The organism is Qipengyuania aestuarii (assembly GCF_019711535.1).
Classification (GTDB): Bacteria; Pseudomonadota; Alphaproteobacteria; order Sphingomonadales; family Sphingomonadaceae; genus Qipengyuania; species Qipengyuania aestuarii.
Genome location: NZ_JAIGNP010000002.1, coordinates 147,496 through 162,473, shown reverse-complemented (window position 1 = coordinate 162,473; position 14,978 = coordinate 147,496). Strand labels below are relative to the sequence as shown.

16 protein-coding genes are annotated in these 14,978 nt (G+C 61.1%); 6 read left to right on the top strand and 10 right to left on the bottom strand.

Going from position 1 to position 14,978, the window contains the following annotated elements; translation table 11 throughout:
* Positions 1 to 89 precede the first annotated feature (89 nt).
* The 4 genes from K3175_RS06025 to K3175_RS06010 all read right to left on the bottom strand — a co-directional run bounded on the left by K3175_RS06025 (position 90) and on the right by K3175_RS06010 (position 3,522).
* On the bottom strand, positions 90 to 530 hold the full coding sequence (locus tag K3175_RS06025) for a hypothetical protein (protein ID WP_221542496.1): 441 nt from the start codon (positions 528 to 530) through the stop codon (positions 90 to 92).
* 60 nt (positions 531 to 590) lie between these two features.
* Positions 591 to 1,451, bottom strand: coding sequence for an NgoMIV family type II restriction endonuclease (locus K3175_RS06020; RefSeq protein ID WP_221542495.1), 861 nt, complete (start codon positions 1,449 to 1,451; stop codon positions 591 to 593).
* Entirely contained in the window at positions 1,448 to 2,401 is a 954-nt protein-coding gene (locus K3175_RS06015) for a DNA cytosine methyltransferase (protein WP_221542494.1), read from the bottom strand. The genes K3175_RS06020 and K3175_RS06015 overlap by 4 nt, the downstream gene beginning before the upstream one ends.
* Positions 2,402 to 2,463: 62 nt before the next feature.
* The gene (locus tag K3175_RS06010) at positions 2,464 to 3,522 is read right to left on the bottom strand and encodes a ribonucleotide-diphosphate reductase subunit beta (protein ID WP_221542493.1); all 1,059 of its coding nucleotides are present in this window, start codon (positions 3,520 to 3,522) and stop codon (positions 2,464 to 2,466) included.
* Between the two features lie 203 nt (positions 3,523 to 3,725).
* Here K3175_RS06010 and K3175_RS06005 point away from each other — a divergent pair, with 203 nt between their 5' ends.
* Together K3175_RS06005 and K3175_RS06000 are read left to right on the top strand one after the other, a co-directional pair.
* Positions 3,726 to 4,175 (top strand): hypothetical protein, encoded by a 450-nt coding sequence (locus tag K3175_RS06005; protein ID WP_221542492.1) that lies wholly within the window; start codon positions 3,726 to 3,728, stop codon positions 4,173 to 4,175.
* A 242-nt stretch (positions 4,176 to 4,417) separates the two neighbouring features.
* Positions 4,418 to 4,657: a DUF2171 domain-containing protein gene (locus K3175_RS06000; RefSeq protein ID WP_221542491.1), complete on the top strand. Its 240-nt coding sequence runs from the start codon at positions 4,418 to 4,420 to the stop codon at positions 4,655 to 4,657.
* Positions 4,658 to 4,747: 90 nt separating this feature from the next.
* On the opposite strand, the gene K3175_RS05995 is transcribed toward K3175_RS06000, so the two are convergent.
* Entirely contained in the window at positions 4,748 to 5,644 is an 897-nt protein-coding gene (locus K3175_RS05995; RefSeq protein ID WP_221542490.1) for a hydrogen peroxide-inducible genes activator, read from the bottom strand.
* Positions 5,645 to 5,793: 149 nt separating this feature from the next.
* On the opposite strand from K3175_RS05995, the gene K3175_RS05990 reads away from it, so the two are divergent.
* Both K3175_RS05990 and K3175_RS05985 read left to right on the top strand, forming a co-directional pair.
* Positions 5,794 to 6,756, top strand: a complete 963-nt coding sequence (locus K3175_RS05990; protein WP_221542489.1) for a sodium-dependent bicarbonate transport family permease — start codon at positions 5,794 to 5,796, stop codon at positions 6,754 to 6,756.
* Positions 6,753 to 7,064, top strand: coding sequence for a P-II family nitrogen regulator (locus K3175_RS05985; protein WP_221542488.1), 312 nt, complete (start codon positions 6,753 to 6,755; stop codon positions 7,062 to 7,064). The genes K3175_RS05990 and K3175_RS05985 overlap by 4 nt, the downstream gene beginning before the upstream one ends.
* 123 nt (positions 7,065 to 7,187) lie before the next feature.
* On the opposite strand, the gene K3175_RS05980 is transcribed toward K3175_RS05985, so the two are convergent.
* The 4 genes from K3175_RS05980 to nadB form a co-directional block, all read right to left on the bottom strand.
* Complete coding sequence (locus tag K3175_RS05980; RefSeq protein WP_221542487.1) at positions 7,188 to 9,230, bottom strand: ribonucleoside-diphosphate reductase subunit alpha; 2,043 nt, start codon at positions 9,228 to 9,230, stop codon at positions 7,188 to 7,190.
* 547 nt (positions 9,231 to 9,777) lie between these two features.
* The gene (locus K3175_RS05975; protein WP_221542486.1) at positions 9,778 to 10,671 is read right to left on the bottom strand and encodes an alpha/beta fold hydrolase; all 894 of its coding nucleotides are present in this window, start codon (positions 10,669 to 10,671) and stop codon (positions 9,778 to 9,780) included.
* Positions 10,672 to 10,780: 109 nt separating this feature from the next.
* Positions 10,781 to 11,617: a GGDEF domain-containing protein gene (locus tag K3175_RS05970; RefSeq protein ID WP_221542485.1), complete on the bottom strand. Its 837-nt coding sequence runs from the start codon at positions 11,615 to 11,617 to the stop codon at positions 10,781 to 10,783.
* Between the two features lie 69 nt (positions 11,618 to 11,686).
* Entirely contained in the window at positions 11,687 to 13,270 is a 1,584-nt protein-coding gene (nadB, locus tag K3175_RS05965) for an L-aspartate oxidase (RefSeq protein ID WP_221542484.1), read from the bottom strand.
* Positions 13,271 to 13,412: 142 nt separating this feature from the next.
* On the opposite strand from nadB, the gene K3175_RS05960 reads away from it, so the two are divergent.
* Positions 13,413 to 13,601: a hypothetical protein gene (locus tag K3175_RS05960; protein WP_221542483.1), complete on the top strand. Its 189-nt coding sequence runs from the start codon at positions 13,413 to 13,415 to the stop codon at positions 13,599 to 13,601.
* 19 nt (positions 13,602 to 13,620) lie between these two features.
* Here K3175_RS05960 and K3175_RS05955 read toward each other — a convergent pair whose 3' ends face one another.
* On the bottom strand, positions 13,621 to 14,559 hold the full coding sequence (locus tag K3175_RS05955; RefSeq protein WP_221542482.1) for an ABC transporter ATP-binding protein: 939 nt from the start codon (positions 14,557 to 14,559) through the stop codon (positions 13,621 to 13,623).
* 53 nt (positions 14,560 to 14,612) lie between these two features.
* Here K3175_RS05955 and K3175_RS05950 point away from each other — a divergent pair, with 53 nt between their 5' ends.
* Positions 14,613 to 14,873, top strand: coding sequence for a zinc-finger domain-containing protein (locus K3175_RS05950; RefSeq protein ID WP_221542481.1), 261 nt, complete (start codon positions 14,613 to 14,615; stop codon positions 14,871 to 14,873).
* The last annotated feature ends 105 nt before the right edge of the window (positions 14,874 to 14,978 follow it).

Here is a 14,978-nt window from a genome sequence, read left to right as displayed (position 1 = left end):
ACATGCGAGCAACGTAAAGTCCACACGCTGCGCAGGTTGACGCAGTAGCCGGGCGTACCAGTGTGACTTTCACCCTGCCCGGCCCCTGCTTACAGCAGCCCCCGGGCGGTCTGCTTTTCCCATTGCAGCAGCGCGTCATTGTCGGGAATCCGCCGGTGCGCGGCATAGCGGCCGTTATACATGACCACCTTCAGCCGCCCGTGTTCGCAGCGATAGGATGCCAGCAGCCCTGTGGCCTTTCCCGATGCCAAATCCACAGGATCGTGTGGCTTTCCCAGCGCCGCATCCCAGGCCGCGGCAAAGCCCGCCGCGCCGTGCCGCCGGCGCAGGCGATAGGCACTCTCGCGCCCCATCGACACCGCCCGCGCCGCAGCGAGCACGCTGCCCGTTTCAGCGAGATGGCCGATGAAATCGACCTGCCGCTGCGGCGTCCACCCATCGGCGCGCGGGCAGACGGGAACGGGATGAAAGGCGGGAATGGAGCGCTTGCGCCGATAGAGAGGGCCGCGCGGATGAGGATAATGCTTCATCCAGCAGGATGGAGCAAATTTTATCCGTGTAGGAAAACGGTTTGAGTTGTGGGAGATCGATTAAAGTAATAAATCCAACGGCAGGTCAGCGATGTCTTTTATGCGCTCACTTTCGATCATCAGCTCGAGCAGTTCAGTAGCTTCACTTTGACCGATATTGCCTACTGCTTTTACCAGTTCCGGAAGTGCGAAGTGATAGACGCAATCCAAGTCTCCAGTACCCAAGCACAGTGAGCTTAGCCGAGAAGGTAAAGGCTCAGCTGTCACGGCCACAATGTGTGGCACACGACCCTTCCGTTTTCTTATGAGGTCTAAAGCTTCTGTACGGGTATTCTGAGCCCGGTCGCTTCTTATGGTCCATTTACATGAAATAGACGCATGGAGATAGGGGGCCCCTGCCGTTGCTGCCCTCAAATGATCGCGACCTGACTTTTTCGAAACGAATTCAGTCTTAGAGTTGATTATCTGATCATCCAGTCTTTCCCGATAGACGAGTACATCGGATGCGACGCTGTAATCTCTGCCTAATACGGCCGCCAACTCAGGATTGTCTTTCGAAGCCTCATAAACCTCTTTGAGGTGTGAGTATTGAGAAAATCTAGCTATAACCAAGGGCGAGCGCGAAGTTTCTCGTTCCGTCTTCCACACACCTGGCTGTAAATGGCTAAGGGCGCTAAAGCAAAAACGTAAGAAATCCGCCGTGATCTCTTCAAATTTCGTGCCTACAGTTTGGCCTGGAATTTTGGTGCCTTGCGAGGCCCCAAGGGCGACTGCCAAACTGTTGGCGATTTCTTTGCTAGCCGTATTCGAAGCATCGGCATTTCTAGCGTTCCAGTCGTGCTTTTGGGTATGCACGAAATGTAGAATCTCTTCGGTAAGCCTTTGATGATAAGAGTCGCGCGCTTGTTTCAGGCTCATCATGCTGCGGCCAACGAGAATGCACGGTTCGTACGTAAAGCTATGGCTAAATTTTTTGCAACCGCGCGAGCAACCGGGGGCGGAAAAGCATTGCCTATCTGCCGGTATTTAGTGGTCTTCGTTCCGTGAAATTCCCAACTGTCAGGGAAGCCCTGTAATCTAGCCGTCATGCGCAGCGTCAGCCGCGGCATACCCACAAAATCCGCTGCAGGCGCTTCATTAGCTAGACTCTTGCCCTCAACTCCCAGTGACGCCCAAGCCCGCCGTGCCCTTGTTGGCCCAAGATCAGGGCCTCCATGCTTCTTTGATCCGCCCACGAGAGTCGGCGCTATTTCATCAGCTTGCGAAACCCAGCGGTCAAGGCCGCGCCAACCGCCTGCACCCATAAGATCTCTCAGACATTCACCAACTGTTGGCGGATTATGTGGTTCGACCTCCGGCCAATCAAAGGCGTCGACCAAATCCTTCCTCAGCGCCACGATAACCACCCGCGGGCGAAGTTGCGGGACACCGAAATCGGACGCGTTCAACAACCGCCAATCGGTATGATAACCAAGCTTCGACAGCTCTTTTTTCAGATGAGCCCGATAATCCTCGAACACAGCGGAAAGGAATCCACGCACGTTTTCGATCATGACGGCTTTGGGCTTAATCTCGTCGATTAATCGCAAAGCCGCAGGAAACAGATTGCGCTCGTCCTTCTCACCTAATTGCTTTCCAGCAACCGAAAAGGGGGGGCACGGCAACCCCGCGGTCAGAAGTTCGACGCCCTTAAACGAGGTGCCATCGAACTCGGCCATATCGGTCGCACGTACATCCCACGCAGGACGATTAAGTTTCAACGTCTTAGCGAAATCGGATTCGATCTCGACGAGGGCAGCATGCCGGAAGCCCGCCTGCTCAAGCCCGAGCGCCTGACCGCCGGCCCCAGCACAAAACTCTATGGATTGCATGCGATACTCCCTCTTTCGCGTACCGCTATGTTCTTAATCTGTTCCCGTCAAGCTAAGCTGCCTCACTCCGCAGCGACAACCTCTTCACCGTCGCCAAAGAGACCCGGGCCATCGTCGGTCGCGACTTCCTCGTTCGCGGCTCTGGCTTTCTGGCGCTTGTCGAAGCTCGACCACACCGTGTTCCAGTCGCCCTTGGTCGCGCCCTTGGAATATTCGGTCGCGCGCTGTTCGAAGAAGTTGGCATGCTCCACGCCGTTCAGCAGCGGGGCGAGCCAGGGCAGCGGGTGATCGTCGATCATGTAGATCGGATCGAGGTTGAGCTGGCCCAGGCGCCAGTCGGCGATGTAGCGGATATATTTCTTGATATCCTTGGGCGTCATGCCGTGCACGGGGCCCATTTCGAAGGCGAGATCGATGAAATTGTCTTCCAGCCGCACCGTCTTCTGGCAGATGTCGATGATGTCTTCCTTGACCGCTTTGGTCAGGCAGTCCCGCTCGCGCACGAATTCGTGGAACATGCGGATGATGCCTTCGCAGTGCAGGCTTTCATCGCGCACCGACCAGCTGACGATCTGGCCCATGCCCTTCATCTTGTTGAAGCGAGGGAAGTTCATCAGCATGGCGAAGCTGGCGAACAGCTGCATGCCTTCGGTGAAGGCGCCGAACATGGCCAGCGTGCGGGCGATGTCCTCATCGTTGTCGACGCCGAACTGCTGCATGTAATTGTGCTTGTCGGCCATTTCCTCGTAATCGAGGAAGGCGCTGTATTCACTTTCGGGCATGCCGATCGTGTCGAGCAGATGGCTGTAGGCCGCGATGTGCACCGTTTCCATGTTGGAAAAGGCGGTGAGCATCATCTTGATCTCGGTAGGCTTGAACACGCGGCCGTATTTGTCGTGATAGCAGTCCTGCACCTCGACATCGGCCTGGGTGAAGAAGCGGAAGATCTGGGTGAGCAGATTGCGCTCGTGCTCGGACAGCTTCTGCGCCCAGTCGCGGCAGTCTTCGCCGAGAGGCACTTCTTCCGGCATCCAGTGAATCTGCTGCTGGCGCTTCCAGAACTCGTAGGCCCAGGGGTATTCGAACGGCTTGTAGGTCTTGCGGGCTTCGAGCAACGACATCTTGTGTCTCCGGATCTGCGTGTGAACGACTCATATAGGGAATCATGCCTCGGATTCGAAGGCAAGAGGGGATGATTCGGTGGGGATAAGAGCGGGGTAAGTTTTTGCGGCGCCGGAATCGGGCGGAAAGCGCCCCGTGCGCGCGACGAATGGCGGAACGCATTGGCGTGGCCAATGGTTAATTGGGCAAAGGAGAGTTTCTCATGGGACAGTACGAACCCGACGACAGCCGCGACGTGACGCTCAATGACGGGCATGAGCCCGGCGGCATCAAGCGCACCGGCCCGCGCGAAAGCGAAACGCGCCAGCAGGACCAGGACGACGGCACCGACCAGCAGCAAGAGCAGCAGCAGGGTCAGGGCGCACAGCCCGGCGACCAGCAGCAGGCGCTCGATGCGCAGGTGGGCGGTGCGCGGCCCGAATACGACCAGTACGAAGTCAACCAGGCGGGCAATATCAACGCCCAGGCAGAACAGGCGCAGCCCGGGTACGGCAATGCGCGCGACGAGGAAGGCCACATGGAGAAGGAAGCCGCCAAGGGCGCCGAAGCCGGCAAAGAAGCGGACAAGGGCAAGGTGAAGCCCGGCGAAACCTCCTCGCGGCCCGACGAGCGCGCCGAAGCAGACGCCAATCGCCCGCTCGGCAAGGACTGAGGTTTTCACGAGTTTGGGGGGCTAGCGGACAAGTCCGGTTTTCCCCTTTTGCGGGCCTGTCTCGCATTACCCCGGCGCCCCGTCCCTCAAAGGCGGGGCGCTTTTCCGTGCGCGCTCCGGATGCGAAACGGCGCGATCGAGCGCGGACGCAACAGGGCGTTCCCCCGTGGCGGCGAGCCGTGGACCCGATCGCCGTCCCGCCCGTTGGTTAGGTATAAGCACTTTAAAGAAAAGAGAAATTTATGTTTGAGAAGCTACGCATCAAGGAACACATGGAAATCGTCGATTCGAAGGGCCAGCACGTTGGCACGGTCGACGATACGCAGGATGACGCGATCAAGCTGACCAAGTCGGACAGCGGCGACGACATGCACCATTTTATCAAGCTGGATAGTGTCGACAAGATCGACGACAACCGCATCTATCTGAAGGAAGGCACGCGCCTCCCCGAAGGTCTCGGCAACAAGGCGACCATGTCCTAAGCGACATATCGCAGCCGAATAACGAAAAGCCCCGCTCTCCAAACCGGAGGGCGGGGCTTTCGCTTGCGTGGGGTTCGCCGGAAGCGCCTGTCAAGCCAGTCGCTGGTTGGCTTCGGCGCGGATGATGTCGGCGATCGAGGCGAAAAGGTCGGCATATGCCGCGCCGCGCCGCCACGCCGCGCCGACCGACCGGAATTCGTCCCATCCCACCGGATCGACGAGGCGCACCGCATCGAGCGCGGCCGTCTTCGAGCGGACATAGATTTCCGGCAAGAGCGCCAGCCCCACGCCGGTCCCCGCCATCTGCTGCAGGGCATCGAGGCTCGTACCCATGTAATCGCCGAGGATGGTCGCGCCCAGTCGCTCGCACAGCGCCGAAAGCTGCGCATGGAAATGGTGGCGATGATCGAGCGTCAGGAAAGTCCGGCCCGCGAGCGCGGCCATCTCTGGAGCTGCGGCGATCGGATCGTCGGGTGCAGCGACGATGCGCAGCGGTTCGCGAAACAGGGGCTCGACCTCCAGAGCCGCCCCGGCGATCGGCAGGGGCGAGAGCACCATGTCGAGTTCGCCCGCCAGCAGTTCGGCGTGCTGTTCGCGGGGGATGCCTTCGCGGATGTAGAGCCGCACGTCCGGAAAGGCCGCGTGCAGACGGCGCACGACTCCGGGCAGGAGATAAGGTCCGATGGTGGGGGTGGTCCCGAAGCGGATGGCCCCTACAGGTTTTTCGGCAATACGCGCGGCGCGGTCCTCGAAGCTGCGCACCGCCGCGAGGATCACGCGCACCTCTTCCAGCAGCGTTTCGCCTCCCGGCGTTGGCTGCATGCCGGTCGGGATCCGTTCGAAGAGCTTCATGCCGAGCCTCGCCTCCAGAGTCTGCAATTGTTGCGAGAGCGCGGGCTGGGAAAGCGCCAGCATGTCGGCAGCCTTTCGCATCGATCCGGTGCGGGCCAGGGCATCGTACATGCGCAGCTGCTGCAGGGTGATCATTCACCATCCAATAAGCGCAGCTTATCACGAAGTCATCCAGAATTCGATTAGCCTATACCTATCTGCTGCTCCACATGCGCGACGCACAGCGGCAGCCCGTGATTTTACCGGGCTCGACGCCTCTCTGACATGCGCAAGGATTACGCCGGATGGATCAACTTACCGCGACGCTGCTTTCCGCCCCCGTCCTGTTCTTCATCCTCGGAGGCCTGGCCGCTGCCGCGCGGTCCGATCTCTCGGTTCCCGAAACGCTCGCCAAGGGCATGTCGCTGTATCTGATGGCGGCGATCGGTCTCAAGGGAGGGGTGGAAGTCGCCAAGGCAGGCATCGGTACCGACTTGCTCGGTGCACTGGCTGCGGGGCTCGCGCTCAGCGCGGCGATCCCCTTTCTTGTCGCCCCCGCGCTCAGCCGCTTCGGTGGTCTCGACCGGATCAATACCGGTGCCGTTGCGGCCCATTACGGTTCGGTCAGCGTCGTGACCTTCGTCACTGCCAGCCAGATCTATGGCTCCAGCGGCTTCGCAATCGCGGGTTTCATGGTCGCTGTACTCGCCATGATGGAGACCCCGGCCATCCTCTCGGGTCTCTTGATCGCCCGGCGCGAAAGCGGGAAACTGATCTCGCGCGAACTGCTGCGGGAAGTCCTGTTCAACGGCTCTGTCGTCCTGCTGCTGGGCAGTTTCGCCATCGGCATGGTCATTGGCGAGGATGGGTTCGAACCGATTTCACCGCTGTTCCGGGCCGGCTTCACCGGCGTGCTGTGCCTGTTCTTGCTGGACATGGGGCTGATCGCCATGCGCCGGATCCTGGAAACGCGCGCCCTGACTTTGCGGCTCGCCGCGCTGGGCATCCTCTTTCCGGTAGTGAACGGTACGCTTGGCGTTCTTACCGGAACACTGATCGGTCTCGATGCGCCCTCCGCAGCGGCACTGGGCATTCTTGCCGCCAGCGCCTCCTATATCGCGGTCCCGGCGGCGATGCGCATGTCCCTTCCCCAGGCAGACGCGGGGCTATACCTTGCCATGTCGCTTGGCGTGACCTTTCCTTTCAATATCGTGTTCGGGATCCCGCTGCTGCGCGGGATCGCCGAATTTGCAGGAGCGCTCCTATGATCGAAACCACACCCCGCGAACGGATAGAGGTACTCGTCGACGCGCCACTGGCCCCGCAGCTTGCCCTGCTGGCGCAGGCTGCCGGCATTACGGGCCACACACTGATCCGCACCGAAAGCGGACAGGGACGCCATGGCAAATGGTCGGAAGATCTCATCAGCGGCGCGACGGCGAAGTACATTTTCCTGACGATCGCCAACAGCGAACGCGCCGACGCATTCCAGGAAGCGCTGGTACCGCTGCTCGAGAGCCACGGTCTGGTGGTGCTGCGCTCTACGGTGAACGTCGTCCGGCCGGATCGCTTCTAGGAAAAAACGCTATCAGAGTCGGTCGGGCAGGAAAGTAAACGACAATCGCCGCCCCATTGATGCTGAAGATCAGCGGGGCGGCGATTTGGTTTGCGCTATGCGATTACATTTTTGCAAGCCGGATTACTGACAGGCGAGGCATTCCTCGTAATCTGTCTGCTCACCGCCCGCGGCCAGTTCGTATTTCGCGGCATCGGCGGTGTTGTCCGCTTCCACGCCGCCGGCGAAACCGGCGCGCTGCACGCTCTTCGAGCGGAGATAATAGAGCGACTTGATGCCCTTTTCCCACGCCTGGAAGTGCAGCATCATCAGGTCCCATTTGTCGACATCGGCCGGGATGAACAGGTTCAGCGACTGCGCCTGATCGATATAGGGCGCACGGTCGCCAGCGAATTCGAGCAGCCAGCGCTGGTCGATTTCGAAGCTGGTCTTGAAAGTGGCCTTTTCTTCCGGCGTCAGGAAGTCGAGATGCTGGACGCTGCCCGCCTTTTCGAGGATCGAATTCCAGATCGCGGTCGAATTCTTGCTCTTCTTGTCGAGCAGCTTTTCCAGATAGGGGTTCTTCACCACGAAGCTGCCCGAGAGCGTCTTGTGGGTATAGATATTGGCCGGGATCGGTTCGATGCAGGCGCTGGTGCCGCCGCAGATGATCGAAATCGACGCGGTCGGCGCGATCGCCATCTTGCAGCTGAAGCGTTCCATCGCGCCCATCTCTTCGGCATCGGGGCAGGCGCCGCGTTCCTGCGCCAGCACCATCGATGCTTCGGAAGCCTTGGACTGGATGTGCTTGAACATCTTCAGGTTCCAGACCTTGGCCATCGGGCTTTCGAAGCCGATGCCCTTCTGCTGGAGGAAGGAGTGAAAGCCCATCACGCCGAGGCCGACGCTGCGTTCACGTGATGCGGAATACTTCGCACGGGCCATTTCTTCGGGCGCGCGGTCGATGTAATTCTGCAGCACGTTGTCGAGGAAGCGCATGACGTCCTCGATGAACTGCTTGTCCGCATTCCATTCGTCCCACTTCTCGATGTTGAGCGAGGACAGGCAGCACACGGCGGTGCGATCGTTGCCGAGATGGTCGATGCCGGTCGGCAGGGTGATTTCGGCGCACAGGTTCGAGGTGGATACCTTCAGACCCAGATCACGGTGATGCTTGGGCATCATGCGGTTCACCGTATCGGAGAAGACGATGTAGGGCTCGCCCGTGGCAAGGCGGGTTTCCACCAGCTTCTGGAACAGGCCGCGGGCATCCACGGTCTTGCGGACCGAACCGTCACGCGGGGAGAGAAGGTCGAATTCCTCGCCATTGCGGACCGCTTCCATGAAGGCATCGGTCAGCAGCACGCCGTGGTGCAGGTTCAGCGCCTTGCGGTTGAAATCGCCCGACGGCTTGCGGATTTCGAGGAACTCCTCGATTTCCGGGTGGGTGATGTCGATGTAGCAGGCGGCCGAACCGCGGCGCAGCGAGCCCTGGCTGATCGCCAGCGTCAGGCTGTCCATCACGCGGACGAAGGGAATGATGCCGCTGGTCTTGCCGTTGAGGCCGACCGGCTCGCCGATGCCGCGTACATTGCCCCAATAGGTGCCGATGCCGCCGCCCTTGGAGGCAAGCCACACGTTCTCGTTCCACGTGTTGACGATCCCGTCGAGGCTGTCGCTCACCGAGTTGAGGTAGCAGGAGATCGGCAGGCCGCGCTGGGTGCCGCCGTTCGACAGCACGGGCGTTGCGGGCATGAACCACAGCTTGGAGATATAATCATACAGGCGCTGGGCATGATCGGCATCGTCGGCGAACGCATCGGCGACGCGGGCGAACAGATCCTGATAGCTTTCACCCGGCAGCAGATAACGATCTTCCAGCGTTTCCTTGCCGAATTCGGTCAGCAGATCGTCGCGGCTGCTGTCCGTTTTCACGTCGAACCGGCGGTCGAGCACCTTCTTGCTGTCTTCCTTGACCGCAGCCTTGGCGACTTCGGCCATGGCACCCGCCATTGCCTGTCCGGCCTTGTCGGCGACGAGTTCTTCGCTGCCCTGATCCTGCTTCGCCATGTTCATTGCCTTATCGGTTTTGGCGGATTCGGTCTTTGCGGGCGTGCTGTCCTCAGCTGTGTCATGCGTGTCCAGATCGAGTCCCATCGCCGCTTCGTCTCCGCCTTTGAAATCCATTGTGCCCACCGTTCCATCTGTTCGTTGAGCGGTCGGGGCAAGGCCCGCCGTTCACTATGTGTTCGAGTCGGCGAACTGCCGTCCTGCCTAGCACCGGGAGCCATGGGACGGGGCGAAAACTTCTCCCCTTTTTCTCCACAGACCGAAGGCGAACTGCCGAACTCTCCATATGGGGAGAAACGCGCTCAAACCTAGGTCTAGTGGGTACCCCCGGGCAACCGACCACTAAATAGTGAATCAGACGCGAGTCCGGCGCAAGGGGGGTAAGTGAATTTTAAGCTCGATTTGCCGCATCGATGCTGAGCCAGCGCCATGAGGCCGGGCAGCGACGCGTGGACCAAGCTGGACTGAGCGGTTTCGCAAGCCCAAAAATGCAGTCGTGTAAAAAATTTTGCGGGCAAAAATTATACTGTCGGCTTGCGACTCAATCGAATCTCGGGGCGCAATTTTGGAATCGGCGATCGTTCTCCGATAGCGCCCGCTGACGCTGCGGCTTGCGTGTCCGAGCGCTATATTCAGCCCGGGGATACGCCGCGCCAGGCAGGCGTCAGGCGGCGCTCGCTCCCTTGGCATGCGCGGCGATTTGGCCCGCGAGTTCGTCCACCAGCTCCAGGGGGAGGTCGTGACCCCAGCCCGGAATGGTCTTGAGTCTCGCACCGGGAATACAGGCCGCCGTATCGCGCCCGCCCTCGCAGGGAACGAGCGGGTCGTCCTCGCCATGCAGTACCAGCGTCGGCACGGTGATCTCGCGCAGCATCGCGCTGCGGTCCCCGTCGGCTACAATGGCGGAAAGGTGCCGGGTCGGCCCTTCGGGATAGTAATTGCGGCGTACGCTGGTCAGGGTACGGTCGCGCAGGCGCTCTTCCGCCGAAGGATAGCCCGGCGAACCGATGGTACGCGCCAGCATGATGCCATGTTCGACCAGCGCCTCTTCCTCATCGCTCTTGGGGCGCGTGACCAGCGCCTGCAGCGCCTCCTTCTTCGCCGCGGGAAGCCGCGGATTGCCGGTGGTCGAGAAAACCTGCGTGAAGCTGAGGCAGCGATCGGGATATTTGGCCGCGACATGCTGCGCGATCATCCCGCCCATGCTCGCGCCGACGATATGCGCCTTGGCGATGCCGAGCGCATCGAGCAGACCCACGGCATCGGCCGCCATATCCGCCAGCGTGTAAGGGACCTTGGGCATGAGCCCGAGCTTTCCCATCACCGTCATCTTGACGAGGCCCGGCGCCTTCACCCCGTCGAACTTGTGGCTGAGGCCGATGTCGCGATTATCGTAGCGGATGACGCGGAAGCCCTTGCCGGCAAGTTCGTCGACCAGCTCATCCGGCCACAGGGTCAGCTGCGCTCCGAAGCCCATGATGAGCAGCATCGCCGGGGCCGACGGATCGCCCTGTTCTTCGTAATATATCTCGATCCCGTTTGCTGTTGCCTTTGGCACGTCGTTCTCCCTCGGGGCTGGTGGCAGAAAGGGCCACGCCGCATATGCCGCAAAGGTGTGCGTCAGGATGCGGGACTATGCAAACTCTCTGAGGCTGCCGACCGCAGCGTCAGGCAGTTTCGGCCCGCCCCCGCTTTTCGCGATAGAGAGCTTCATCGGCCCGCTTGATGGCTGCATCGAATTGCCCGGCATCGGCTGCATCGATCGGGGTCAGGCCAAAGGAAAAGGAGACCCGCTGGCCGTCGACTTCAGCCAGCGGCCGCCACCGCATCGAATAACGAAGCCGGTCGAGGCGGTAAGCGGCCTCCTCCATCGTGCAGTCCGGAAAGAAGACCACGAATTCGTCTCCGCCCCAGCGGGCGACGACTTCGCCGCCTGACATGCTGGTGGCGAGGCGCTGCGCCATCGCGCGCAGGACCCGGTCGCCCTGCAGATGACCGTGCGCATCATTGATCCGTTTGAAATTGTCGCCATCGAGAATGGCGAGCGCGCCTTCCACGTCTCCCCGCCTTTCGAGGGCTTCAAGAAAACCCCGGCGGTTGGCGAGACCCGTCAGGCTGTCGGTCGTCGCTAGGCCCTCCAGATCGGTCAGCCTTTCCCGGGTGGAGCGCACAGCGTGGGCCACGGATTCGAGCAGTTCGCCCGCCATATCGCTCCCGCCGACGGGAACCGGCCGGTCGAGATCGCCGTCGCGCAGGGCCCGCAGCGAGCGGGTCGCTTCGCCCACGGGCGCCAGCAGTCCCCATATCCCCACAATTCCCATGGCGCTTCCCATCACTGTCGCTACCAGCAGAACGAAAAAGATGCTCCATTGCCAGTCCCCGCGAATGGCCGCGAAGATCAGGAAGGCAACAATCGGCACATGCACCGCTCCGAAGCACAATGTGAACATCCGCGCCGCATAGCTGCGGGGAAACAGAAAGGAGGTCGCCTTGTAGAATCGCATCCGCTGCCCCTTAGGGTGCTTTCCGGCCCCGGGAAAGAAACGCCGCCATCTTGCAGCGGCTGCCTCTCTTTAGGGAATCAGCACCGTATCGTGCGCGACGGGATCGGTCTCGGGATAATCCAGAATGAACTGCAACCCACGGCTCTCGCGCCGCTTCAACGCGCTGGTCACGATGAGATCGGCACATTCGAGCAGATTGCGCAGTTCGATGAGGTCGGTCGTCACGCGGAAGTGGCCGTAATAATCCTCCACCTCGTCGCGCAGCATGCGGATACGGTGGGCGGCGCGCTCCAGCCGCTTGGTGGTCCGCACGATGCCGACGTAATTCCACATGAAACGGCGGATTTCGGTCCAGTTCTGCTTGATCACCACTTCCTCGTCGGAATCGGTCACGCGGCTTTCGTCCCACGGCAGGATGGCGGGCGGTTCGTCCAGCCTGTCCCAGCATTCGAGGATGCCCTTGGCCGCAGCTTCTCCAAACACGAAGCATTCGAGAAGACTGTTCGACGCCAGCCGGTTCGCGCCATGCAGACCGCTCTCGGTGCATTCGCCCGCCGCCCAGAGCCCGGGCAGATCGGTCTTGGCGTCGAGGCCGATCTTGACCCCGCCGCAGGTATAATGCTGCGCGGGCACGACCGGGATCGGCCCCGTGGTCATGTCGATGCCGAGGCCAAGCAGCTTCTCGTGGATCGTGGGGAAATGTTCCTTCACGAATTCGGGCGGCTGATGACTGATGTCGAGATGGACGTAGTCGAGGCCGTAGCGCTTGATCTGGTCGTCATTGGCGCGGGCCACGATATCGCGCGGCGCCAGTTCCATGCGTTCCGGATCATATTTTTCCATGTACCGCTCGCCCGTAACCGGGTTGAGCAAATGGCCGCCTTCCCCGCGCACGGCCTCGGTAATGAGGAAGTTCTTCACCTCCAGATTATAGAGGCAGGTGGGGTGGAACTGCATCATCTCCATATTGGAGACGCGAGCGCCAGCGCGCCAGGCCATGGCGATGCCGTCGCCCGTCGCGCCGCGCGGCGCAGTGGAGAAAAGATAGACGCGCCCCGCCCCGCCAGCGGCCAGCACGGTGGCCCGCGCGACATGCGCCACGACCTTTCCGCTCTTCTCGTCCAGCGCATAGGCGCCCCACACGCGGCCGGATCCCGAATAGTCCTGCTGGTTGCGGCCGGTGATGAGATCGACACAGCTCTGGTGCGGCAGCAGGGTGATATTCGGATTTTCCTCCGCCGCCTTGAGCAGCGCGGCCTGGACGGCCCAGCCGGTCGCATCGTTCACATGGACAATGCGGCGATGCGAATGTCCGCCCTCGCGCGTGAGATGAAGATCGCCTTCCTCGCGGTTGAACGGAACGCCCAGTTCGCACAGCCGGTCGATCGCGGCAGGCGCGCGTTCGATGACGAATTCCACCGTTTCGAGATCGTTCAGGCCAGCGCCCGCGACCATCGTATCGCGAATGTGGTTTTCGAAAGTATCCCCGGTATCGAGCACGGCCGCGATGCCGCCCTGCGCCCAGGCGGTGGATCCGCTGTCGAGCTTGCCCTTGGCCAGCACCAGCACTTTCTTGGTCTGTGCCAGTTCGAGTGCGGCAGTCAGGCCGGCCGCGCCGGATCCGATGACAAGGACGTCGTATGCTTCGGTCATCGGGCTGTCATGGCGACGACTTCGCACCGCGGCAAGCACAGAACGATTCGCCGAAATATGGTTAAAATGGGGCTGCAGAACGCTATGCCGCGATTCGACAGGGAATCGTGGGGGCCTACGGGATCTTGGAGGGTCGAAAATTATGAAAGTGGGTCTGCTCGCCTGCGCCTTCGGGCGCCATTCGGTCGATGTCGCAAACAAGCGCAAGGCCGGGGGCATGCACGTAGGCAAATGCGTCTGCTGCAAAACCCCGATGGAGGAGATCGAGCCGAATGTCTGGGACGTGCTTCAGGTGAAGGACGCCGGGCTGGGCCGCCGCTATTTCGGCTGAAAGATAAAGGTGGCGCGGGTCAGCCCGCGCCCGTCAGCTGCACGAACACATCTTCCAGATCGGCTTCGCGGGTGGTCACATCCTCGATGGCGTACCCATGTGACTGGACCAGCGCGAGGACCTGACCGGCGCTGGTCTTGTCGCGGTCATAGGTGATGTCGAGCCGGCGTTCGCCGACCACTTCCGCCTTGAGGAAAGCTTCTTCCATGACCGGGCCGCCGAGATCCTTGTCGACGCTGACGGACACGATCTTTTCGCGCGCCATCCCCACCAGTTCGCGCGTCGGCTTGTTGGCGATCAGTTCGCCGTGGTTGATGATCGCGATCCGGTCGCACAATTGCTCGGCTTCTTCGAGGTAATGGGTGGTGAGAACCACGGTCACGCCCTCCGCATTCAGTTCCTGCACCAATTCCCACAGCTGGCGGCGCAGTTCCACGTCCACACCCGCGGTTGGCTCGTCGAGCACCAGGATCGGCGGTGAATGGACCATGGCCTTGGCGATCAGTAGACGGCGTTTCATCCCGCCCGACAGCGTGCGCGCATAGGCATCGCGCTTGTCCGACAGATGCACTGCTGCAAGCAGATCCTCGCTGCGCCGGTCCGCCTTGGGAATGCCGTAGAAGCCGCCCTGGTTCTCCAGCACCTCGAAGGGCGTGAAGAAGGGATCGAAGACGATTTCCTGCGGGACGATGCCGATCGAACGCTTGGCATTGCGCGGATTGTCGTCGGTGTCGAAACCCCAGATTTCGGCACTGCCACTGGTCTTTCGCACAAGGCCAGCGAGGATATTTATGATGGTGGACTTGCCTGCGCCATTGGGGCCCAGCAGGCCGAACACACCGCCTTGCGGCACATCGAAGCTCACGCCCTTGAGCGCCAGCTTGCCCTCGTCTCCCGGGCCGCTGGGCGCGTAACGTTTGACGAGATTGTCGATGCGAATTGCAGGAGGTGTGGTCATGCCCATGCCCTAGGCGCTTGAGCGGTTCGAAAAAACCCATTATCGGCACTGCCATGAGTCTGCCCCCACCCGAAGTGTCCAAGGTCACCACCCGCCGCGTATGGTGCGACGGCGCGACCGACATCCGCAGCGGCAAGAATTACAAGCCTTCCGCGCTTGGCCATCCGAAGATCTATCTGGAGATCGACGAACATGGCTATGTCGATTGCGGCTATTGCGACCGGCGCTTCGTGCTCGAAGGCGGCCCCGCCGACGGCGTCGATCAGTCGCTGCTTAAAGATATTTCCGAAGGCGCGGATCCGGGGCACCCCTGATAAGCCAGAGCGATCGGGGGGTCGCAGAGGCGCCGGTATCGCGCGCCTTTCCAATGGAAATAGCATGACATGAAAGGGTGACGGGGCGCATGTTCGTGCCTATCT